This is a genomic window from uncultured Parabacteroides sp. (assembly GCF_905196875.1).
Lineage (GTDB): Bacteria > Bacteroidota > Bacteroidia > Bacteroidales > Tannerellaceae > Parabacteroides.
The window spans coordinates 159,186-181,333 of the sequence record NZ_CAJJWO010000004.1; the positions used below are offsets into that span (position 1 = coordinate 159,186).

16 protein-coding genes are annotated in these 22,148 nt (G+C 43.1%); 6 read left to right on the forward strand and 10 right to left on the reverse strand.

Translation table 11 applies throughout. From position 1 onward, the window contains the following. Nucleotides 1-5: 5 nt before the first annotated feature. From QZ076_RS02775 to QZ076_RS02810, 8 genes are all read right to left on the reverse strand, one after another. The gene (locus QZ076_RS02775) at nt 6-1,826 is read right to left on the reverse strand and encodes an aryl-sulfate sulfotransferase (protein ID WP_293710137.1); all 1,821 of its coding nucleotides are present in this window, start codon (nt 1,824-1,826) and stop codon (nt 6-8) included. A gap of 108 nt (nt 1,827-1,934) precedes the next feature. Further along, nucleotides 1,935-3,578: a RagB/SusD family nutrient uptake outer membrane protein gene (locus QZ076_RS02780; RefSeq protein ID WP_293710139.1), complete on the reverse strand. Its 1,644-nt coding sequence runs from the start codon at nt 3,576-3,578 to the stop codon at nt 1,935-1,937. Nucleotides 3,579-3,600: 22 nt separating this feature from the next. Next, nucleotides 3,601-6,696 (reverse strand): TonB-dependent receptor, encoded by a 3,096-nt coding sequence (locus tag QZ076_RS02785; RefSeq protein ID WP_293710141.1) that lies wholly within the window; start codon nt 6,694-6,696, stop codon nt 3,601-3,603. A gap of 35 nt (nt 6,697-6,731) precedes the next feature. Further along, nucleotides 6,732-7,139 carry a hypothetical protein gene (locus QZ076_RS02790; RefSeq protein ID WP_293710143.1) on the reverse strand — a complete coding sequence of 136 codons (408 nt, stop codon included), beginning with the start codon at nt 7,137-7,139 and terminating at the stop codon, nt 6,732-6,734. An 80-nt stretch (nt 7,140-7,219) separates the two neighbouring features. Continuing rightward, entirely contained in the window at nt 7,220-8,245 is a 1,026-nt protein-coding gene (locus QZ076_RS02795) for a T9SS type A sorting domain-containing protein (protein ID WP_293710145.1), read from the reverse strand. 18 nt (nt 8,246-8,263) lie between these two features. Further along, complete coding sequence (locus QZ076_RS02800) at nt 8,264-9,775, reverse strand: glycoside hydrolase (RefSeq protein ID WP_293710147.1); 1,512 nt, start codon at nt 9,773-9,775, stop codon at nt 8,264-8,266. Between the two features lie 364 nt (nt 9,776-10,139). Next, nucleotides 10,140-11,015 (reverse strand): AraC family transcriptional regulator, encoded by an 876-nt coding sequence (locus tag QZ076_RS02805; protein ID WP_293710149.1) that lies wholly within the window; start codon nt 11,013-11,015, stop codon nt 10,140-10,142. A 159-nt stretch (nt 11,016-11,174) separates the two neighbouring features. Continuing rightward, entirely contained in the window at nt 11,175-12,383 is a 1,209-nt protein-coding gene (locus QZ076_RS02810; protein WP_293710150.1) for a hexokinase, read from the reverse strand. 368 nt (nt 12,384-12,751) lie between these two features. On the opposite strand from QZ076_RS02810, the gene QZ076_RS02815 reads away from it, so the two are divergent. Next, nucleotides 12,752-13,162, forward strand: coding sequence for a DUF3836 domain-containing protein (locus tag QZ076_RS02815; RefSeq protein ID WP_293710151.1), 411 nt, complete (start codon nt 12,752-12,754; stop codon nt 13,160-13,162). Between the two features lie 110 nt (nt 13,163-13,272). Here QZ076_RS02815 and QZ076_RS02820 read toward each other — a convergent pair whose 3' ends face one another. Then, the gene (locus tag QZ076_RS02820; RefSeq protein ID WP_293710153.1) at nt 13,273-14,634 is read right to left on the reverse strand and encodes a TrpB-like pyridoxal phosphate-dependent enzyme; all 1,362 of its coding nucleotides are present in this window, start codon (nt 14,632-14,634) and stop codon (nt 13,273-13,275) included. 157 nt (nt 14,635-14,791) lie between these two features. Here QZ076_RS02820 and QZ076_RS02825 point away from each other — a divergent pair, with 157 nt between their 5' ends. The 5 genes from QZ076_RS02825 to QZ076_RS02845 all read left to right on the forward strand — a co-directional run bounded on the left by QZ076_RS02825 (nt 14,792) and on the right by QZ076_RS02845 (nt 21,009). Next, on the forward strand, nt 14,792-16,015 hold the full coding sequence (locus QZ076_RS02825; RefSeq protein WP_293710155.1) for a hypothetical protein: 1,224 nt from the start codon (nt 14,792-14,794) through the stop codon (nt 16,013-16,015). Nucleotides 16,016-16,030: 15 nt separating this feature from the next. Beyond that, a complete protein-coding gene (locus QZ076_RS02830) occupies nt 16,031-17,254 on the forward strand; it encodes a DcaP family trimeric outer membrane transporter (RefSeq protein ID WP_293710156.1) in 1,224 nt (407 codons plus the stop codon). Beyond that, complete coding sequence (locus QZ076_RS02835) at nt 17,251-18,138, forward strand: SDR family oxidoreductase (protein ID WP_293710186.1); 888 nt, start codon at nt 17,251-17,253, stop codon at nt 18,136-18,138. The genes QZ076_RS02830 and QZ076_RS02835 overlap by 4 nt, the downstream gene beginning before the upstream one ends. A 21-nt stretch (nt 18,139-18,159) precedes the next feature. Next, nucleotides 18,160-19,347: a phosphoribosylaminoimidazolecarboxamide formyltransferase gene (locus QZ076_RS02840; RefSeq protein WP_293710158.1), complete on the forward strand. Its 1,188-nt coding sequence runs from the start codon at nt 18,160-18,162 to the stop codon at nt 19,345-19,347. A 105-nt stretch (nt 19,348-19,452) separates the two neighbouring features. Next, nucleotides 19,453-21,009 (forward strand): sulfatase-like hydrolase/transferase, encoded by a 1,557-nt coding sequence (locus QZ076_RS02845; protein WP_293710160.1) that lies wholly within the window; start codon nt 19,453-19,455, stop codon nt 21,007-21,009. A gap of 87 nt (nt 21,010-21,096) precedes the next feature. Here QZ076_RS02845 and QZ076_RS02850 read toward each other — a convergent pair whose 3' ends face one another. Continuing rightward, on the reverse strand, nt 21,097-22,107 hold the full coding sequence (locus QZ076_RS02850) for an aspartate-semialdehyde dehydrogenase (protein WP_293710162.1): 1,011 nt from the start codon (nt 22,105-22,107) through the stop codon (nt 21,097-21,099). Nucleotides 22,108-22,148: the final 41 nt, after the last annotated feature.

Genomic DNA, 22,148 nt, shown 5'->3' on the forward strand with positions numbered 1-22,148 from the left:
ATGTTTTAAAGACCTTCGGGATAGAGGGAGATGCGGTTGGCACGGTGGAAAGCACTGGCGCATGTATTCGTATTTACTTCTAATTCGAATACGACTTCTCCTGTCCGAGGATCTATTTCAATAATTCGCCCTCCTGTTGTTCCATCACTTAATTGATTGTCTTGCCCTGGACAGAATAACCTGTTATCTGTTTTAGGCAGATATTGTACACCGGATATGGCCATAGCATAACACTCTCGTCCGCGTTCTTTACCATATTGCCATACTTGACGGATTGTTTTTTTCTCTTCATCGATTTCATATTCTACTACACGGCTGTATGATTCTGGATTATTTGTTACACGAGGTATAAAATCACGGCAGTATCCGTTATCAAACACTAATATGTGTCCGTTTGGTAATATGTTAGGGCAATGCACTCCCCAAACCCATTCAAAATCCGGATGAGGCTTTAAACCATTCAAGACCGCTTCATCTGTAATAGTTTCTCCATTGCGATCCAGTGGTTGCAATAAATAAGGTTTATAAGCCTCTCCCCAATCTTTATGAGGAGAGATAATCCATTTTAATGTTTCATTCTTGTCATATCCAAAGACTCCTTGCCAACGGGCTGTTGCCACAAGATAATTATCTCGTTCGGCAACTCCGTTATTATGTAACCAATTTGTTTTACTTTGTCCATATATTTGAGAACCCGGAATGGAAGCATCTACTGCATTGATACGTTCCGTATCCATTAATTTTGACAGATCCCATTCTTTGGTCACGTTGCCGCTTTCAGGATCGAATTCAATAATGAAATCTAAAATGCGTGGTGTTTTTCCATCAGCATGTAATGCCCCAGGTTTGGTTACAGTAATCAGATATCTACCGTTTGTAGCAGGGAGTACCTCATGATGATAGCTATATCCCATCTCTGTGAAACTCCACCGACGGATAAGATTTCCTAGCAGGTCCACTTCTACCAGTTGGCTATTATTAAAGTCTCCAGTGATGAAATTACCGTTTGGTAATCGATGTAATCCGCATTGGGCACCGATATGTAACAACTCTTTTGATTCACGCCAATCAAGTAACCAACGGATTTCCCCATCCATGTCTACCATATAGGGGCGTGAAGTATCGTCTTCGTCATGTCCAGGACTATTTACCAAATTCAGGCCTGGTTCCATTCCGTTAGGTAACACCTTTACCACATGAAAAAGGGGTAGATTGTCCATTGTCAATGCTTTAACCGGAATTTCTATGGTGGTACGTCCACGTTCTTTTCCGTTGCGGTCTGTATAAATAAGTTCTACTTTGTTGGAATAGTTTTCATATAATCCCAATACGGTTATAAATTGAACATTTTGGGAAGTAAAAGCGTTCAGATGCTCTATATCGGGTGTTTTATATCCTTTTTTAGTGTGGACAATTGTCTTTATCGCCCCTCCGCCCGGAAGGTTCAGGCGGACCTCTGCTGCCAGTGGGTTGTATTTGGAAGGATTGATGTTTGTATAGTCGATAAATTGATCGATAGACGTACCGATGGTTGGAATGTTCAACGTCGAATTGTTAGGAAATGTGATAGTTGTGTTCCACATCTCTTTATCGATATTTATGTCTTTAATATCTTTTAGGCTTAAAGTTACTGTTTGTGTTTCAAATGACAGGGTGTAATTATCTTTATCTTCCGTGATTTCTTTTAAAAAGGAGTTGTTTTCTATTAATTGTTTGATAGTGGTACACTCTTCGGGGGAGACCCATGCAGTTTCCTCTTGATCTTCATTACAAGCGGTAAAAGTGAGTAAAATAAAAAAGAAGATATATGTAATATTTGTTTTCATGATCATCGATTCTGCAGTAAATATTTATAGCATTATTATTTTGCCGGATAAAAACAACCGGGGCGGGATTGCCCCGGCTGTACATGTAAGACTAATATCTAATAGGAACTATCTCCAATCTTCTTTCTGTTCCAAAGCATGGTTGGCATCCACTTCGCTTTGAGGGATCGGCAGATACATGTGTTTAGCTTCAAAAGCAGTGATATTCTGTGTCGGATCTTTGGTTTCCATCAGATATGCTTTTAGTTCACCGGCGTCATACCAGCGGATCAAGTCGTACCAACGGATATTTTCTCCACAGAATTCCAACAGTTTCTGATGACGGAGTTCTTTCCAGGCTGCATTGCTGTCACCTATTTGTTTTTCTGCAAGTCCGGCACGCATGCGGATGCGGTTGATATCTGCCATAGCACCAGCTACATCACCGGTTTGCAGGCAAGCTTCAGCATGCAGGAATAATACTTCGGCAAAACGCATGACACGAAGGTTATTTTTACGGGCGTCATTACCAGCATACATGGAAGCTCCGGCTTCAACCCACCAGGATGTCCATTTTTTGAATAAGAAACGTCCGGGCTTTCCGTTAATCGTCGGGAACGCAGGCATAGGTTTTAATTTTTTCTTTAAACAACCTTCCCACATTTCTTCAAAATTAGCATCTCCATAAAATATTTCGTTTTTCTTTACGTCATTGTAATCTTCATAATTGAAGTAACAGGTTGTGTATAAACGTTTGTCCCAACGACTGTCTGAACCTGCTGGACGTTCTTCTACGATATATTCATCTATCAGGTGAGCGGAAGGCTGCATTTTGTACCATCCCCCTTTTCTAAATTCCGGACCGAAGAAATTGGCCATATTATTGCCCATGGAAGCATTTGTTCCGTTTTGATTTCCCCACAAGTCATCACTTGTACCAGAAACGAATTCATAATTAATTTCAAAAATGGATTCTTTATTAAATTCAGTATCATCTCGGAAATTATTTTCGTATTCCACCAAATCATAACCGTAGGGACCATTAATGACATCGGCTAATTGCTTTTTCGCTTCATCATATCTTTTTTGCCAGAGATATGTTTTTCCTAACATTGCCAGAGCTGCACCTTTGGTAACCCGTCCGTTTTCTTCTGCCGGACGTGTGTCGGGCAGTGCAGCAGCAGCAGCTTTGAAATCTTCTTCACATTGTTTTAAGATATCTTCTTGGGAAGAATAGGGAATATGCTCCGGTGCTTCTTTTTCCGGCAAAGTGCGTAAAACGGCTTCGCGATAGTTTTGCTGGAGCAGGAAGTAATTGAAACCGCGCATAAAGTGTGCTTCTGCCATCCACTCTTTCAATTTATTCGGATCTGCCGGAGAGTTTGGGGCGTAAAACAGAAAACTGTTGGCGTACTGTATACTTTTATAAAGGTTTTCCCACAGGCTACTGGCATAACCGCTTTCCGGAGTGTTGGTAAACGACAAAACTTCCCATGCGAAAGCTTCTTCTCCGCGAGTCGGGTATAAATCGTCTGCACGCATGGAATGATTCCATATGCCACAGAATACACCGTAATAACCATACATATGGTCACGTATCGGATTATAAACGGCAACTAATGCGCGTTCTACATTAGCAGCATTATTCCACCATGTACCTTCTGTTTCTTTATTGGGGTTATTTCCTTGATCCAGGAAACTATCGCTACATGATGCGAACAGAAGCGGAGAAAAAGCCAAGACAGCGATATATTTCTTTAAATTTGTTTTCATATTTCTATCTCTTTAAAATCAATTAGAATGTTACTTGTAAACCGAAACTGATTGTACGGGCAGAAGGATAACGACCGTCGTCGCAACCACGACTCATGACATTGTCTGTACCCGATCCTGTTGCACCGTCACCGGTATTGACTCCCAAATCAGGTGTATAACCAGAATAACCTGTTATTGTAAATAAGTTTTCCATGGCTGTATAAATACGTACATTCTCCAACATTGCTTTTGTAACCCAAGCTTTCGGTAATGTGTATCCCAATTCTAATGTTTTTAGGCGGAAGAAGTCGCCGTTTTCTAGCCAACGGTCTGTATAAGCCCAATTCGTACCGTTATTGTCTGTTATAGAAGTTGGATCATCGCTGGCTCCAATAAAACGAGGAATCGTTGTATTTGTGTTATCCGGACGCCATGAGTCCATAAATGTGGTCAAGTAGTTTCCAACTCCTTCTTTTTTGATATTATAATAAGGTAGTGCATTGTAAATCTTATGTCCGAACTGACCATCGAAGAACATATTCAGGTCGATACCTTTCCATGCGAAACCGAGATTCAATCCTAAAGTGACTTTAGGTAATGCACTACCGGCATATTGTTTATCTTCCACGTCGATTTTACCATCGCCGTTTGCATCTTCGAAAATTAAATCACCAGGTTGTGCTTTTTCTTGTACACCATGATAAACGCCATCACCATCTGTATAACCGTTTGCTTTGTTTACCGCGTCGATTTCTCCTTGATTCTGGAAAATACCTTTTGACTTGATTACCCAAAAACCCCCGATAGGATATCCGGTTTTGGCGTATGTAACAGCACCTCCACCGTGTGGGTCATAACCTGTCCACTCATCAGCAGTTGAATTTACTTTAGTTAATTCATTACTTAAAAAAGAAGCGTTCACGCCTACGTGATAGTAAACTTCTCCAACTGTGTTACGGTGATTGAGTGCGATTTCAAAACCTTTGTTTTCAACGTTGCCAGCGTTAGAAACTGGAGTTCCTGCCAATCCGAAGCTACCCGGCTGAGGAATAGCTAATAACATGTCTTCTGTTTTTTGGATAAAGTAGTCCGCACTAACAGTTAACTTGTTATTCCACAAACCTAAGTCAAGACCGATATCTAATGTTTTATTTTTTTCCCAGGTTGTAACACCCGGTGTTGCCCATTCGTATCCAGTGATGGCTCCGTTGTTTTGCCATTGGTTTCCAAATACACCGTTCAAACCTTGGTAAGGAGCAGATTGCATTGCGTAGCGTCCAATACCATTTAGGTTACCCAATACACCATAGCTACCACGCAGTTTCACTTCATTGAATGTTTCTTTCAAATCTTCAAAGAAATCTTCATTCATGATATTCCAACCTATAGAACCGGAAGGGAAATTACCCCATTTGTGTCCGTCATTAAATTTGGAAGAACCATCGCGGCGAATGGACAAACTGGCCATATAGCGATCGTCATACGAATACATAGCACGGGCGAACATGGAAACCATTGATTCGCGCCAAGTGGATCCACTGGTTGTGGATGTGGAAGAGTCACCGGTATCGATCACGTACAAGCCTTCCGGCAAATTGTCACGTCCGGCACCGAAACCTCTCCATTCGTTTTGTTGTGCAGAGTAACCTACAACTGCATTGATGGTATGTTTGCCGAATACCTTGTCATAGTTGATGGTATTTTCAATCAGCCATTCGTTTTGCCAACCGGTACTTTCGTCCAATTGCGTTTTCAGGTTCTGTCCGGCAGAACTGAAATAATAAGGTGCGATATAGGTATAATTACGATTGGTGTATTTATTCAGACCTACATTAAATTTGTATTTCAATCCTTCAAGATACAGATCCACTTCTGCCCAGCCATTTAACATCAAGTCAATACTATGTTTTTGGCGGTCATGTGCTTCAGCCCAACCAACTGGGTTACCTCCGGCTTTAGCCCAACTTGGAGTAGTTCCCCAATGCCCGACAGAATTATTCTCATCATACACGCTCTGTTGAGGGACGACATTCAATAATTCGCTGAAAGAAATATCATCGAAATCTTTTTTGGCAAATTTCATCAAAAATGTGTTCCCTACGCGGACATGATTATTGAAGAAAGAGAATGTGTTCTTTGTACGCAAGTTCCAAGCTTCATATCCCGTTGTTTTTACAATACCGTCTTGTTTCAGGTAGCTACCGGATACGTTGAATGTGGCAGTTTTACTACCTCCTGTTACATTTAAGTTCACCTTGCTGACATTGGCTTGTTCGAATAGTTCGTCCTGCCAGTCGGTGCCTTTACCTTGCCAGCCGGTCAGTTCTGCGACACCTTGATTGATGTTGTAGATCTTGGCGAAGTCGCGATATTGGTTACCGTCCATTACATCATATTTTTTAGCAACCATTTGGATACCGGTGTAGGCATCCACAGTTACCTTAGTCGGCATATCTTTACGTCCGCCTTTAGTAGTGATCAACACAACACCATTTGCTGCACGCGATCCATAAATGGCTGCAGCAGAGGCGTCTTTCAATACTTCAATGGATTGAATGTCTGACGGATCTACCATATTTATATCACCGTACACGCCGTCAATAACATACAACGGAGTAGTTGATTGCAGGGAGCTTACACCACGGATATTGATGGTCATACCTGAACCTGGTTGTCCGGTGTTGGCTGATACGGTAACACCCGGTACACGTCCTTGTAGGGCAGAAGCTGTAGTTCGTGCAACATTAGCCTGCAATTCTTTTCCGGAAACGGAAGAAACGGCTCCAGTCAAGTGACTTTTCTTTACAGTACCGTAACCGATTACTACAACTTCATCCAATAATTCACCGTCGGCCATTGTGATATCAATTACGTTTTTGTTGCCTACAGTGACAGAAGATTGTTGCATACCTACGTAAGAAAATCCCAGGACCTGTCCTGGGGTGACATTGATGGTGTAATTCCCATCAATGTCAGTTGTTGTACCTATTGTGGTTCCTTTTACAACAACTGTTGCTCCGATGACTGGATTGTTCTCCGAGTCTTTTACCGTACCTTTTACGGTCATAGCCTGCTGTGCCCAACTGGAAACAGCAAAGGCTCCTAGTAATAGAGAAAAAGCTAGTTTTCTGTTCATGATTATATAGTTAAATAATAATTATTAAATTAGATTTACCACCATTCAGGAATATAGCCAGAGTCATTTATATCGGGATCATCTCCATTTACAGCTATAACCTTCTTGGTTAAAACGATATCAATGTTATCTCCTGTGATGTGAGCTGTGATTGTTTGAGGACCCAATGCTTTTCCTTTTGTTACAACTACAAACTGTGTAAATTCGGTCACGCGATTCAACTGGTCAATGTCCCAAGTCACATGAACATTTGCTGGTTTATCCCCCATTATAATGTATCTTTTTCCTCCTAAGTTGTAGATATAATCTTTCCCGTGGATATAGTAATCTGAACTTTGTTGTTCCACTATTGATAGATTTGTTTTATTGGGATTTTCAGCATAAGTATTAATGCCTCCCCAAAATAAAATAGAGAGTAGAAAGGTTAATTTTAAAGTTTTCATAAAATGATAGTTTTATTAGGATTAAGTTTAATCGGTCGATTATTTGAAGCTTCTAATAATCGACCGATTATATATGAGATTTATTTCTTTATGATCTTGGCTGTCTCTACACCATTTGTTTTTTCGACTTGAATGTAATAGATACCGTTTTTGCAATTGGAAAGATCGATCTTGGCTTCCATGTTGTTATTACCGCATAACTGGTTTTTAACCAATTCTCCCATTGTTCCAACAACCCGGATTGATTTTATAGCAGACTCGTCAATAGATTTAACTGTTACATTAGATGCATCATAATATGAAACTGTAATTGAGGGCTCTTTTGTAATTGATTTAAGTTTACTATTTCCATTTATGATACGATATGTACCATTAAATAATTGTTGACCAGAATTATGGGTATAAACGAAATAGAAACTGATGGTGTTGTTACTTAATCCGTATATCCAATTGCTGGGAGCTTTAATTATTATCTCTGTACCATAATCGGACACAGTTATGTTGTTTTTTAATGTACCTCCTTGGTATACCGATGTTGTATAAGGACTATTATGGTATCCGTATGCAATTTTCAGGTGTTCAGTATTTACTGTTGAAGATGTTGCTGAAGCATTTTTTTTGATTACACATGAGAAATAAAGATCTCCGCTGGTTGTGGTAAAACTATTTCCTAAAGAAGTTACATATTGATTAATATTTGAATAGCTACCAGATAGTTTATCACTAATACCTATAACATTTAAACTTATTTCATTTTCTTCGGGCTTAGGATCTGGATCCGGAGATGTTGGTTTAACAGCATTAATTGTCTTGCTTAATACAGTACCATTACTTAATGTCGCTCTCAAAGAATAAGAACCTTCAGCTGTTTTTCTCCCTAATTCGATCGTTGTGTTTGTATAGCTAATACGGTAAAAATCCGAAGGATAATCCCAAGTTGCTGTTAAACTAGATGGCAGAGCACTGCCATCAGTTGTTACTATGCTGTATACTGCATTAGTTGTTAATTCACTTGGCCCATCAATCTTATAACTGACGGCTTTAGCACTTGTTCCCGCTAATAAAGCGACAACCAATAAAATTGTTTGTGTAAAAAACTTTTTCATGGTCTTATAAATTTAAAGTTATTCAACGTTTCCTGTAAATGTTATGACACTTTTAGCCGGTAGTGTAACTACGTAAGTATTGTTTACCGGTTGTATTGTATCCAGAGCAGCCCATTTGTGTGTGGCATCAGTCAGATGACCTACTATCGGACCGGCAGTTTGAGTATTGTCGACTATCAAATCGATAGTCTTTTCTGTGTCATTGGTATTGATAGCTACTGCTGTGAATGAATTGCCGTTTTTGTAACCGGATACCATATATCCCTGATCTGTATTATATTCGGCTGATATGCGTCTACTGCCCACGGGAATATAGCGTGTAAAGTTGCCGAATGTCTCATAACGTTTACCTGTCTCGTAGTCCGTACGGTTCTTGGAGATATAAATCAAGCCTTCGTTTGTTCCGCTATCAGGCAATGCTCCTGCCCACCAGATAATCGAACTTACATTGGCTTCACAAAGATAACGGTGGAATTTGACCGCCCAGTTAAGGCCATCCTCCATTGAGGTACTGTATGAATTGTGCGGATCGCTGATTTCTGTCAACCATACCGGTACATTCTTCGATTCTGCTTTGGTAAACGGTTCGATAGCCGGATCTTTTTTTGTTACCGGGTCAGCATAACCGTGTCCGGCTGCGATGATTGGGAAATTGGTGATACGAGTATTGATATTTAAAATATCCCGAACATAATTTTTACTACCCATGATAAAACCTAAAATACCTGTCCATTGTGCGTTTTCTCCGAAGATAATTTTCACGTCCGGTTGCTTGCTGGCGAATGTAGGCCCCATGTTGTTGACGATGAAACGTCCCAAGGTAGTTGTTCCCGGTAACCAGAGGCAAGAGCTCCAAGAGGCTGCATATTCCGGCTCATTGGCTGGTGATATGGCATAAGGCTTTAAACCTACCGAACTGTAAGCATCACAAAAAGCGGATAGATAATTGGCATATTCTTGATAGTAAGCAGATTTTAAATTCCCTTTCGAATCGCTGCCGTTACTTTTCATATAGGCAGGCGGACTCCAAACGGAATAAACGAATTTATCGACATCATATAATGCTTTGACACGCTGGTTAATCCATAACTGTCCTTTGCGTTGAGCCATTTCTTCTGCCGCTTCATTCCCGTCGGCACTGTAGTCGATGTCGAAAAATGGGTCATCGAGCGGCATATCGATTTCTTCATCCAAATAGAAGGAAGTATCTCCTTCCTTTTTCCAATAATGAGAATAGACTTCACCTCTTAAGATATTCAGGTGCAGCCCCTCTTTCCCGAACATCAGGTCTAATACCGTATCACGTTTGCGATGTGCATACAAATAATCCGCCCATCCGGCTTGTGCCACACCGAAACCATCGATATTTTGTTCTTCCGTATTCCAGTGAAGTATTACGTCAGTATTTGCAACGGCTTTTGTCGCAATGGAACCACCAGCTTTCTGGTCTGCAATTTCGCAGTCTGTACATGAACCTAAAAGGAACAAACAAGCGAACAATCCTAAGGTTAAATTTCGATGTGTTTTCATAATGAATGGCATTAATGTTAATCTTCATTGCAAATGTAGAGAATGGAGTAAAAGCAGAAGTGTCTGATTCAGTCAATTTATTGTACGCATCTGTCAATTTTATTAAAATAAAACTCTTTTGAATCTTTTATGGGAATAAAAATTAACTATAATGCCACTTGTATAGAGCTATGTTAACAAATAAAAACGTATTAAATGTGAATAAACGTTTTCATGATTTTGCATTGGTTTATTTATTTAAGTTTCTTGTAATTAGCTATTTGCCTTGTTTTTGATTGCGCTGTGAGGTCAGACTGAATTGCTCTATTCGGTCACATGGAATAAGTACAGGTTTTATTTTGACTGATCAGGAATAAATTGCGAGTTATACGATAACTCGCATTCGTTGGTAATTCTCGCGATACTCCTGTGGGGTGACGCCTTTGAATTTCTTGAATACTTTATAGAAATAAGACTGGCTGGCAAAACCACACCGGGAAGCGATATCCATGATGCATTCCTTTTCATTGTTGTTCAGTTCGCGGACAACAGAGTTGATACGATATTCCTGCAGAAAGTCCGTGAAATTATGGTTCGTGTTCTTCTTAAGGAAACGGGAAAGCGTGGAAAGACTCATTCCCATATATTGGGCCAGTTCGTCTATCGTGATCGGTTCGGCTAGGTTCTTACCGATATAGTCGAGTATCTTTTTCATCTGATAATCGGTCTCCGTATATTGCGGAGATGCGTTTTTGGATAAAACGCGCACATCTTCTGAAAGGGAGAGTTCGTGTAATAGTATAAAGAACTTCATGACAGAATAAAAACCTTTTTCTGTGGATATCATTCGCATAATAGGAAGTACACGGTTGATATCGGCCTGGCCGAATGCCAATCCGTGTTCTGCTTTTGCCATCATTTTCATGACCGAGTCGAACTGGTTTTTCTGAAAAGCCGGATTAGAAAACAGGGAAGGATGAAACTGGATCGTGATCTCATGGATATCGTTCGAACGGCAGTTCCCGTTCACCCAAGCATGTTTCAATTCAGTACTGGTGATCAGTACCAGGTCTTTTTCGCCGATAGTTTCCTCCGAGTCGCCGACAATCCGCTGGGCACCACTTGCATTTTCTACAAAGTTTAGTTCCCAAACATTGTGGACGTGTATGGGAAATGTGAAAGATGATTTTGTGCGTTCAAATAAGATAAAACTGTCCTTAATGGATAGGGGCGACTTTTCTCTGAAAACTTCTGTTATCATGGCATTCATATTAAACTAGTGTGTAGGCAAAGATAACGGATTGAGTCTTATTTGCATGATGAATTTGAAAAAATATTATCATGATTCATCAGTACGATATGTATAGAAAAAAACAAAAGGCTCGAAATGAGTTGAAATTTCGAACCTTTTACAATATGATCAGGATAATGCAGCAATACCTGTTCCGATCAGGTTGGCATTATTCATTTTGTTGATATGAACTTCTATGTCTCCCAGTCCGAATTCATTCAAGAGCTCCTGTAATTTTTCCATTACAAGGATGTTATAATCTTTATCTTTTCTATTCTGACTCCAGAAGAGGCTACCTTCAGCCACCAGGCAGATCTTTTTGATATCTTTATTATAATATGTAAGCAGTTTGATCAATCCGGCAAGCGATGCAGCTACCAGTTGTGCCGACCGATTATAGATCCAATGTGCCACCTCGACATATTTCTCTTTGTGGATATCCGGATAGTTCATAATCGTTGTCAGCTTCTGCGCATCGAACTTTTCTTCGAATTCTTCGAGGGGGAATGCCGCTTTGAGTATTTCTCCCAGATACATACCGGAGACAGCCTTTTCAAAACGCTGACTACCCCGGCTGTTGGAACAGGCATCGACCGTATCATCGACAGTAGTCAGGAAAGGCGGGTTGAAGTTTCCGGATTCCAGATTAACGGGGATAAGTCCTTTCATCTGGCAGGAAGGAGGAAGTTTGGTTATTTTATCTGCCGGAATGAAAGTGGCCATATTGGTTCCGGTTCCGACGATCAGCCCGATATAAGCGTCATAACTGCTGTCGGTAAGGCCGGCAAACAGACTGGCTACCGTGTCGTTTAGGACTTTTATACCGGTAAACCTGACGTCGTTTCTTTCATTCAGATAGTCGAGCAAAGGTTTTCCGACAGGCTTTCCGATCATATCTTTTATATTAACTCCTTTCGTCCAGTGCAGTAACCGGGCATCGCCGTCAGGAAGCGATTCGGCTGCATAGGAGAAGCAATAACCGATCGGCATTTCTTCATCCCGTTTGATCTCTCCGATCGGATCGGCCAGTTCCTTAAATAATTCGTCACGGGTGAAGCCGGGAGTTTTCATAACCGATAGGTCCTTTTTCCATCCGTTTTCCGGGTGGATGGTTGTTTTATCGTTTGCAAAATTAACGGTTGCTACTCTATAATTGGTGCCGCCCAGGTCGAGAACCAATGCTTTTCCACAGATACCTTTACTTCTGGGAGTAATAAATGTAGGAAGGCATTGTATTTCAGCATTGTCTTTAGCTAAACCTTCTTCTACCTTCTGCTGTAATGTAAGAGCGATTTCTTTCAATTGCTCCTGTTCCAGTTTAAAAATATTTTTCTCCATGATATACCGATTTAATTGGGGTACTAATATCCTGCCTTTATTTGTAAATAACAACCGGAAGGGGGCATTTAGTTCTAAAAAAATGTAGATGATGACAAAAAAAATATTAGTGTCAATTCGTAAGTGGCGTGGCTGTTTTTATTGTTTTTTTTAGAAGTTTCGTACTTAAAAGGACTTTGTTTAGCATTAACAGGTGCGATTTCTTATAAATCGTAAGTTGTTATTCTTTTTGCTCTGATTTGGAGTTGGTTTAAAATGGTTAAATATGTCGATTGGACTATCAAATTGTCAGTAAATATTTGGTTTGTACCGGAAAACTGTGTTCATTTGCACGCAATTTGAAAGTAAATCTTATAAGTAATATATTTATGAAAGCTTCAATCTTAAGAAAAGAAATTTTGGCACTGGTTGTTTTGTTCGTATGTAGTCTGGCAATGAGTGCAGCCTCTCCCAGAAACTATCTTTATGATACAAAGGAGGAGAATGGTAAGATCGTATCGAAAGTTATCTTCCTGCAGGAAGAAGGACTTTTAAACAAGCAGGTGAAATATGAATTCACCTATAATGAGAACGGCAAAGTCGCTGAAAAGAAAGCGTACCGCTGGAATCAGTCAAAGGAAACCTGGGATCCTTATTATCTGATCTCTTATCAGTATAACGAGGAAAAGGGAGAAATTAATTCCGTATACGGAATGTGGAACAAAAAGAAAAAAGATTTTAGTTTGAATACACAAGAAATGGTTGTACCAGCAACCAGTTATGAGGAAATTTTCTCATAATACCTATTTTAAAACATTTCATAGACACACACACGAAAGTGGCGCGAATAACAAAAGACGTGAGTCCCTGTTATTAGCGCCACTTTTATCATTTAAAAGATTATCTGTAATTAGATAATCTTTTCTATTTCAGCCAGGTTCTTTGCTACATCCTCGTCGGTAACTTCGTAGTTGCCCAGGTCGCCTGCCAGATACTGGTCGTAAGCTGCCATATCGATCAAGCCATGGCCGGACAGGTTGAACAGGATGGTACGTTGCTTGCCTTCTTCTTTTGCTTGCAGTGCTTCGTTGATGGCAACGGCGATTGCATGAGAAGATTCCGGAGCCGGGATAATACCTTCTGCCTGTGCGAACATGGTAGCCGCTTTAAATGTATCCAACTGTTTTACATCCGCTGCATTCATCAGGCCGTCTTTCATCAACTGGCTGACGATTGAACCTGCACCGTGGTAACGCAGACCGCCTGCATGAATATTAGCTGGAGCGAAGTTATGTCCTAATGTGAACATCGGGATCAGCGGGGTATAACCGGCTTCATCACCGAAGTCGTACTGGAACTGTCCGCGTGTCAGCTTCGGACAGGAAGCCGGTTCGGCAGCAACGATACGTATATCTTTACCTTCTGTCAGTTTATGACGCAGGAAAGGGAATGTAATACCGGAGAAGTTTGAACCGCCACCGAAGCAACCGATTACAACATCGGGGTATTCGCCCGCCATTTCCATCTGCTTTTCAGCTTCGAGGCCGATCACGGTCTGATGCAACATAACGTGGTTCAAAACACTACCTAAAGTATATTTACAGTTTGGGGTCTGCATGGCCAGTTCTACCGCTTCCGAGATTGCCGTACCCAAGCTGCCCTGATAATTGGGATGATCTGTCAGGATTTTGCGTCCCGCTTTCGTACTCATACTCGGAGAGGCGATCACCTGAGCTCCGAAAGTCTGCATGATCGAACGGCGGTAAGGTTTCTGATGATAACTTACCTTTACCATGTAAACGGCCAGTTCCAGTCCGAATGCCTTAGCGGCATAGGAAAGGGCGGCACCCCATTGTCCGGCACCTGTTTCGGTCGTGATATTGGTAGTTCCTTCCTGTTTGCAATAGTACGCCTGTGCGATCGCCGAGTTCAGTTTATGCGAACCGATCGGGCTGACACTTTCGTTCTTGAAATAGATATGTGCCGGAGTATCCAGCATTTTTTCCAGGCCATAAGCACGAACCAGCGGAGTAGGGCGCCATACCTTATATAGTTCACGCACTTCTTCAGGAATTTCAATCCATGTATCCGTCGTGTTCATTTCCTGGTGGGATACCCCTTTGGAAAATAAAGGATACAAATCTTCTTCCTTCAGCGGTTGCTTTGTTTGCGGATTTAACATAGGACGTGGTTTGTTCTTCATATCAGCCACAATGTTGTACCAGGCTGTAGGTATGTCTTTCTCCTCTAATAAAAACTTTTTCGTACTCATAATTCTTTATGTAGTTTACATTATTAATCAAATTAGGCCTTTCAGGCTTACAACTTGGAAGCAAAGTAACAAATAATATTTCGATCTTCAAATTGAATAAACAAAAATATATACCTTTGCGCCTTCAAACTAGACAAATAGGTAACAAACAACGAGAATGAAAAAACTGGCTCTGCTTCTGGTAAGTGCACTGACCTTGTTTTCTGCAACTGCCCAAAAGAAAAACTTCACTTACAAGTTTTATGGTTTTGTACGTGGTGATTTGTTTTACAACACCCGTGCAAATATGGCTCCGGTAGATGGAAACTTCTACCTTTTTCCGCTGGATAAGAATCCCGATGCGGATGGAGAAGATCTGAATGGAACGCCCAATGGTAGTTTCTATACGTTTACATCGCGCCTGGGAATTAGTGTGACCGGACCGAATGTCGGTACGGCTCGAACTTCCGCTTGCCTGGAAACCGATTTCGGCGGCTTTTCCGGAAGTACGACAATGTTGCGTATCCGTCAGGCCTGGGTGGCTCTGGACTGGGAAAAGAGTAATGTATTGATCGGACAGACCTGGCATCCGCTGTTCGGCTCTGTTGTCCCGGATATGCTGAATCTCTCTACCGGTGCGCCTTTCCAACCGTTTAACCGCAGTCCGCAGATCCGTTATCAGTATACGACCGGCAAGGTGAAGCTGACCGCTTCTGCTCTTTGGCAGTTACAATACCTGTCGAGCGGTCCGAAGGGGATGAGTGAAGATTACATAAAGAACAGTTGCGTACCGGAATTTTACGTGGGAGCCGATTATACGTCGGGCAACGGATGGCTGGCAGGTGCCGGTATCCATCTTATCTCCCTGAAACCGCGTACCCAATCAGAGATAGACGGTAAAGTTTATAAAGTAAATGAGCGGATGACGACATATTCGTATGAAGCTCACTTGAAATATACCGGACGTAATTATACCTTTGCAGCCAAAAGCCTGATGGCTTCGTGTCTGGACCAGACGGCGCTGATCGGCGGCTATGGTATCAGTTCGATCGATCCGCGAACGGGTGAGCAGGAGTACACTCCGTTCCGCCATTCGACGACCTGGGCTAATTTTACGTATGGTACGAAATGGAAGTCGGGGCTCTTTATGGGATATACCAAGAATCTGGGAACGGACGATGCACTGGCTTCGAATACAGTCTATGGTATGGGGCTGAATATCGACCAGTTGCTGACAGTGAATTTGAATTTTTCATATAATCTCCCTCACTGGCAGATCGGACTTGAATACTCGCCGGCAACGGCCTGGTACGGTACGATCGACCGGAAGAACGGGAAAGTGGGAGACACCCACGCTGTAACCAATCACCGGATACTGGGATTGGTTATGTATTATTTCTAAATTAAACGCTTTTGAATGAGAACGAGACTGAGCATGCTTTTACTGGCCGGACTGTTAGCAATAACTTCCGGTTACGCACAGAAGAAGAACTTTTCGTATAACTTTTACGGACAGGTACGTGGTGATTTGTTTTATAACTCCCGGGCGAACTCCGAGATCGTAGACGGCCTGTTCCATCTTTATCCGCTGGATAAAAAACCGGATGCCGATGGTAACGACCTGAATGCAACGGCAAACGGCAGTTTCTACCTGCTTTATTCCCGGCTGGGGATAGATGTGGCAGGACCGAATGTGGGAAAAGCAAAAACGACGGCCAAGTTGGAAGTGGACTTTCGCGGTTCGGGTAGCAACTTTGCGATGATCCGCGTACGCCATGCTTATGTGAATCTCGATTGGGGAAAATCTGCCGTATTGATCGGCCAGACCTGGCACCCCTTGTTCGGCGATATCTTTCCACAGATGTTGAACCTTTCTACCGGAGCACCTTTCCAGGCGTTCAGCCGTAACCCGATGCTTCGTTACCGCTATACGGATAATGGGTGGAGCCTGACCGGTGCGGCGATCTGGCAGTTGCAGTATCTGTCTACCGGCCCTAACGGGAAGAGCGAGGAATATATTAAGAATAGCTGTGTGCCTGAATTCTATGGCGGTATCGATTATAAATATAAGAAGTGGACGGCTGGTGTCGGGGTCGATGTCCTTTCACTGGTACCTCGCGTAAAGTCTGTTGTAGGTGATAATACCTATAAGGTAAGCGAGCGTATTACCTCTGTTTCTGTTGAAGCTCATGCCCGTTATACCGATGAAAACTGGAAGATCTCCGCCAAAACGATCCTGGGAGAGAACCTGGCACACCTCTGTATGCTGGGCGGTTATGGCGTGAGCAGTATCGATAAGCGTACCGGCGAGCAGGAATATACGCCTTACCGTCATTCTATGACCTGGCTGAATGTGGTCTACGGAAAGAAATGGCAACCCGGCTTATTTGTCGGTTATCTGAAGAACCTGGGAGCGGGTAAGGATATTGTAGGCGATACTTATGGAGTCGGTTTGGACGTAGACCAGGTTTTTACAACCAACCTGCAGCTGTCTTATGTGTTGCCTCACTGGAAACTTGGGTTTGAATACAGTCCTTCACTTGCCTGGTATGGTAAAGAGACACTGTCGGACGGACGTATCCGTGATACACATTCAATAACGAATCACCGCATATTAGGTGTATTGATCTATTCATTCTGATGAAAACACTTATAATTGGAGCAAACGGTTTTACAGGAAGACGGATATTACAACATCTGTCTTTGCACGGGAAGTATGAACTGACCGGTTGTTCCCTGCACGGAGATATCGCTCCGGCAAACACTCACCGGTTTATCCAGGCTGATATCAACGATCATGCGGCTATCGCACGGTTGATAAATGAGGTCCGTCCGGAAGTAGTGATAAACGGCTCCGCGCTTTCCGTACCCGATTATTGCGAATTACACCATGAAGAAGCGTATGCAGCGAATGTGTCTGCCGTAGAAAATATAGCCCGTTGTTCCGAGAAACAGGGAAGTCGTTTTATCCATCTGTCCACCGACTTTGTTTTTGATGGAAATAAAGGTGCGTTGTATACCGAAGAGGATACACCTGCTCCGGTGAATTACTATGGCACCTCTAAATACCTCGGCGAACAGGCGGTAGCTGCCAATTGCAGTAGTTATGCCAATGTCCGTGTAGTAGTAGTCTACGGAAAAGCTTTCCCCGGGCAACATGGTAATATTCTGCAACTGGTAAAGAACCGTTTGCAGGCAGGTCAGGAGATACGTGTCGTTTCAGATCAATACCGCACACCGACCTGGGTACACGATATTGCGGACGGGGTAGAAAAACTGATGCATGCCTCTCAGAGCGGCACATACCATATTTGCGGAGGCGAATGTCTTTCCATCGCGGAAATAGCTTATCGTGTAGCCGATTATTTCAAATTGGATCGTTCGTTGATCCTTCCGGTCACGACGGAAGAAATGAACGAAGCTACGCCACGTCCCCGGTTCAGCGGACTGAGTATCGAAAAAGCCCGGCGCGAGTTAGGATATACCCCTCATTCCCTGGAAGAAGGAATGGAGGAAATGAAATAGTTTATCATATATATAAGTAATATGAGCACAGAAAATAAAAACTCTCTGGAACTTAAGTACGGCTGCAACCCCAACCAGAAGCCGTCGCGCATCTTTATGCAGCAAGGGGAATTGCCTATCGAGGTGTTGAACGGTCGTCCGGGATATATCAATTTCATGGACGCTTTCAATAGCTGGCAATTGGTAAAAGAACTGAAAGAGGCTACCGGTCTTCCCGCTGCCGCTTCTTTCAAGCATGTAAGCCCGGCCGGTGCTGCCGTAGGGATCGAAATGAGCGATACACTAAAGAAAATCTACTTTGTAGACGATCTGCCTCTCACTCCGCTGGCTACCGCTTATGCCCGTGCCCGTGGTGCCGACCGTATGTCTTCTTATGGTGACTTTATCGCCCTGAGCGATACTTGCGACGAAGCGACCGCCCGCCTGATCAACCGCGAAGTATCTGATGGCGTCATCGCTCCCGATTATACCCCGGAAGCACTGGACATTCTGAAAAACAAACGCAAAGGAACTTATAACGTGATCAAGATCGATCCGGCTTATAAACCGGCTCCGATCGAACATAAGGATGTATTCGGTATCACTTTCGAACAGGGACGTAACGAAATTAAGCTCGACGAAAGCTTGCTGACGAACATCCCGACAAAGAGCAAAGATTTCAGCGAAGAGGCAAAACGCGACCTGATCATCGCCCTTATCACGTTGAAATATACTCAGAGTAACTCTGTTTGCTATACAAAAGACGGACAGGCCATCGGTATCGGTGCCGGCCAGCAAAGTCGCATCCATTGTACCCGCCTGGCAGGTAACAAAGCCGATATCTGGTTCCTGCGTCAGCACCCGAAAGTAATGAACCTGCCCTGGATCGAAAAGATCCGCCGTGCCGACCGCGACAACACGATCGACGTCTACATCAGCGACGACCACGAAGACGTGCTGGCCGACGGTATCTGGCAGCAATTCTTTACCGAAAAACCGGAAGTGCTGACCCGCGAAGAAAAACGTGCCTGGTTGGATACGATGAAAGGTGTTTCTCTGGGTTCGGATGCCTTCTTCCCCTTCGGCGACAATATCGAACGTGCCCACAAGAGCGGCGTAGAATATATCGCGCAGGCAGGCGGCTCCGTCCGCGACGATCATGTAATCGATACCTGCGACAAATATGGTATAACGATGGCCTTTACCGGCGTACGGTTATTCCATCATTGATTTTTGCGATAAATAATAAGAAGAAGCGGGTTCACTCGATAAGGAAGGACCTGCTTTTTTCATATCTTTGTATTTCAGCATGAAATGACTATTAAGGATAATACCATGAATAAAAAACTCTCGTTATCGTGTATGACGATCCTGTCGGCGACTGTTTCCTGCGTAGCAAATAAAGAGCAGGTTCAGCGGCCGGATAAGCCGAATGTGATCTTTATCTATGCCGACGATATGGGTAAAGGGATGGTTTCTGCCTATGGACAGAAGCAGTTCACTACGCCTAATATCGATGCTATGATTGCCCGCGGAACCTCTTTCGACCGGGCTTACGGTTGTATGCTCTCTGCTCCGGCCAGGGCTTCTTTGCTGACCGGTTATCATGATTGCCGCAGGGATAAATGGATGATTACGCCCGGTGCAAAATTTATACCTCCGACCGATAGTCTTTCGTTGATACCGGCTATCGAGAAGGAGATGGATGACCGGGATATCCTTTTGGGCGAAGGCGATTATTATCTTCCGCAGGTTTTCAAACAAGCCGGATATGTGACTGCTGAGATCGGGAAACTGGAATGGGGCTTTACTGCCACCCGCAAACAGATGAAGGCGCATGGATGGGATTATTATTATGGCTATCTGGATCATGTCCGCTGCCACGGGTTTTATCCGCCGTTCCTGTTTGATAACGGGGAGATCGTTTCTATTTCAGGAAATACCCATGCAAATTGTGGAAAGAGTATCGAAAATGAAACGGAAGCCGCCTACCAGGAGCGATGGAACCGAAACGGCAAAGCTGTCTATTCGCAGGATCTCTTTCTGGATAAGATGTTGTCTTTCATCCGTGAGAATAAGGATAAACCATTTTTCCTGTTCCATCCCACCCAGTTGCCTCATGGTCCGGTGGCTATCCCTGCCGTGCATCCTGAACTGGCAGAGAATCCCGATCTGACACAGATCGAGAAAGAATACGGTTCGATGGTCAAGATGATTGACGATCAGATCGGTATTATCCAGGCAGAGCTTAAACGCTTGGGGCTGGATAAGAAAACAATTATCATCTTCTCTGCCGATAACGGACATGAGACTTACTATTCCCAAGCCGGACGATGTGAGAAACCTTACCGGAATATGAAGACCGGAGAGTTGTTTGATGATTATGAAAATAAATATTATAGCGATCTGGATGGTGATATATTTAATGGAAATGCGAGTATGGCCGGTCTGAAACGTAGTAACCTGGACGGTGGTGTCCATATCCCGCTGGTATTTTACGGTGAAGGACTGATTCCGCAGGGACAACGGAGGGATGATTTGGTTTCGAGCTTCGATCTGTTGCCAACGATGGCTGAACTGTTGAATATATCCTTACCTGTGCAAAAAGACGGTATTTCTTATTTATCTACTTTGCTGGATGGTAAGAAGATTGCGAAGGGGCGTTACGTGGTGTACGGTTCCAATTACGGGCCGGGTATTGTCATGAACGACGGCTGGAAATTACGCTATTACAGAAAGAAGGGTGTTTATGAATTGTATAATCTGCTGGACGATCCTCAGGAACGAAGCAATGTGATCGACCGTTATCCTGAGAAGGCGGAAGAGTTGAAAACGATCCTCCTGAAAGAATGTAACGGTGATCTGGAAAATGGGGTGAACAGATATGGATAACTCAAACATAATGTGAGTGAATATAACAAAAAGGGACGATCTCCAACAGACCGTCCCTCCTTATATATAGAAAGATTGTAAAGTTTATTATCCTATATTCTTCACCTTGATCAGGTATTCGGCGATCTGAACAGCATTCAGGGCTGCGCCTTTCTTGATCTGGTCGCTGACAGTCCAGAATGTCAAACCGTTCGGGTTGCTGATATCCTTGCGGATACGGCCTACATAAACCGGTTCTTTATCGGCAACGAACAGAGGCATCGGATAGTCTTTCTTTGCCGGTTCGTCTTGCAGAATAATACCTTCGCCTTCAGCAAATGCTTTGCGGGCTTCTTCCACGCTGATCGGACGTTCTGTCTCGATCCAGGTTGCTTCGCTATGAGCACGCATAACGGGAACACGAACACAGGTTGCGCTCACTTCGATATCGGAGTGCATGATCTTGCGTGTTTCGTTATACATCTTCATTTCTTCTTTTGTATAACCGTTTTCAGTGAATACGTCTACGTGAGGGATCACGTTGTATGCCAGCTGATAAGCGAATTTTTCTACTGTAGGTTCTTCGCCCTTCAGAAGCTGTTCGTACTGTTTGATCAGTTCGGCCATAGCTGTTGCACCTGCACCGCTGGCTGCCTGATACGTTGATACATGTACGCGCTTGATGTGCGATACCTTTTCGATTGCCTTCAATGCAACGACCATCTGGATGGTAGTACAGTTCGGATTGGCAATGATACCGCGCGGACGATTCAGTGCATCTTCCGGGTTCACTTCAGGAACTACCAAAGGTACATCGTTGTCCATGCGGAATGCGCTGGAGTTGTCGATCATTACAGTACCATGTTTTGTAATGGTTTCTGCGAATTCAACAGATGTACCGCCACCGGCCGAAACAAAAGCAACATCGATTCCCTTGAAGTCGTCGTTATGCTTAAGCTCCTTAACGGTGTACTGTTTACCACGGAAGTCATAAACACGTCCGGCACTACGCGATGAGCCAAAAAGCACAAGCTCATCCATCGGGAAGTTTCTTTCGTCGAGTACGCGCAGGAATTCTTGCCCTACAGCTCCACTCACACCAACAATTGCTACTTTCATTTTGAGCACTAATTAAATTGTTTTGTAAAAATAATGTTATA

Excerpts from the sequence above, each read along its gene's own strand:
- QZ076_RS02780 (WP_293710139.1), bottom strand. The coding sequence starts at position 3,578 with ATGAAAACAAATTTAAAGAAATATATCGCTGTCTTGGCTTTTTCTCCG.
- QZ076_RS02800 (WP_293710147.1), bottom strand. The coding sequence starts at position 9,775 with ATGAAAACACATCGAAATTTAACCTTAGGATTGTTCGCTTGTTTGTTC.
- QZ076_RS02810 (WP_293710150.1), bottom strand. The coding sequence starts at position 12,383 with ATGGAGAAAAATATTTTTAAACTGGAACAGGAGCAATTGAAAGAAATC.
- QZ076_RS02840 (WP_293710158.1), top strand. The coding sequence starts at position 18,160 with ATGAGCACAGAAAATAAAAACTCTCTGGAACTTAAGTACGGCTGCAAC.
- QZ076_RS02790 (WP_293710143.1), bottom strand. The coding sequence starts at position 7,139 with ATGAAAACTTTAAAATTAACCTTTCTACTCTCTATTTTATTTTGGGGA.
- QZ076_RS02815 (WP_293710151.1), top strand. The coding sequence starts at position 12,752 with ATGAAAGCTTCAATCTTAAGAAAAGAAATTTTGGCACTGGTTGTTTTG.
- QZ076_RS02785 (WP_293710141.1), bottom strand. The coding sequence starts at position 6,696 with ATGAACAGAAAACTAGCTTTTTCTCTATTACTAGGAGCCTTTGCTGTT.
- QZ076_RS02820 (WP_293710153.1), bottom strand. The coding sequence starts at position 14,634 with ATGAGTACGAAAAAGTTTTTATTAGAGGAGAAAGACATACCTACAGCC.
- QZ076_RS02805 (WP_293710149.1), bottom strand. The coding sequence starts at position 11,015 with ATGATAACAGAAGTTTTCAGAGAAAAGTCGCCCCTATCCATTAAGGAC.
- QZ076_RS02830 (WP_293710156.1), top strand. The coding sequence starts at position 16,031 with ATGAGAACGAGACTGAGCATGCTTTTACTGGCCGGACTGTTAGCAATA.
- QZ076_RS02775 (WP_293710137.1), bottom strand. The coding sequence starts at position 1,826 with ATGAAAACAAATATTACATATATCTTCTTTTTTATTTTACTCACTTTT.
- QZ076_RS02850 (WP_293710162.1), bottom strand. The coding sequence starts at position 22,107 with ATGAAAGTAGCAATTGTTGGTGTGAGTGGAGCTGTAGGGCAAGAATTC.
- QZ076_RS02795 (WP_293710145.1), bottom strand. The coding sequence starts at position 8,245 with ATGAAAAAGTTTTTTACACAAACAATTTTATTGGTTGTCGCTTTATTA.
- QZ076_RS02825 (WP_293710155.1), top strand. The coding sequence starts at position 14,792 with ATGAAAAAACTGGCTCTGCTTCTGGTAAGTGCACTGACCTTGTTTTCT.
- QZ076_RS02845 (WP_293710160.1), top strand. The coding sequence starts at position 19,453 with ATGAATAAAAAACTCTCGTTATCGTGTATGACGATCCTGTCGGCGACT.